Source organism: Janthinobacterium sp. GW822-FHT07H10 (assembly GCF_058798675.1).
Map to the genome: position 1 here is coordinate 1 of NZ_JBXAKS010000043.1, position 627 is coordinate 627.

1 rRNA gene is annotated in these 627 nt (G+C 53.4%); it reads left to right on the top strand.

Features of this window, described 5'->3' with window-relative positions:
* Positions 1 to 607 (top strand): 16S ribosomal RNA (locus AC1RDJ_RS28395); the annotation flags it as partial.
* Positions 608 to 627: the final 20 nt, after the last annotated feature.

Genomic DNA, 627 nt, shown 5'->3' on the forward strand with positions numbered 1-627 from the left:
CGCACAAGCGGTGGATGATGTGGATTAATTCGATGCAACGCGAAAAACCTTACCTACCCTTGACATGGCTGGAATCCTCGAGAGATTGGGGAGTGCTCGAAAGAGAACCAGTACACAGGTGCTGCATGGCTGTCGTCAGCTCGTGTCGTGAGATGTTGGGTTAAGTCCCGCAACGAGCGCAACCCTTGTCATTAGTTGCTACGAAAGGGCACTCTAATGAGACTGCCGGTGACAAACCGGAGGAAGGTGGGGATGACGTCAAGTCCTCATGGCCCTTATGGGTAGGGCTTCACACGTCATACAATGGTACATACAGAGCGCCGCCAACCCGCGAGGGGGAGCTAATCGCAGAAAGTGTATCGTAGTCCGGATTGTAGTCTGCAACTCGACTGCATGAAGTTGGAATCGCTAGTAATCGCGGATCAGCATGTCGCGGTGAATACGTTCCCGGGTCTTGTACACACCGCCCGTCACACCATGGGAGCGGGTTTTACCAGAAGTAGGTAGCTTAACCGTAAGGAGGGCGCTTACCACGGTAGGATTCGTGACTGGGGTGAAGTCGTAACAAGGTAGCCGTATCGGAAGGTGCGGCTGGATCACCTCCTTTCTAGAGTTTGCACGAATCAG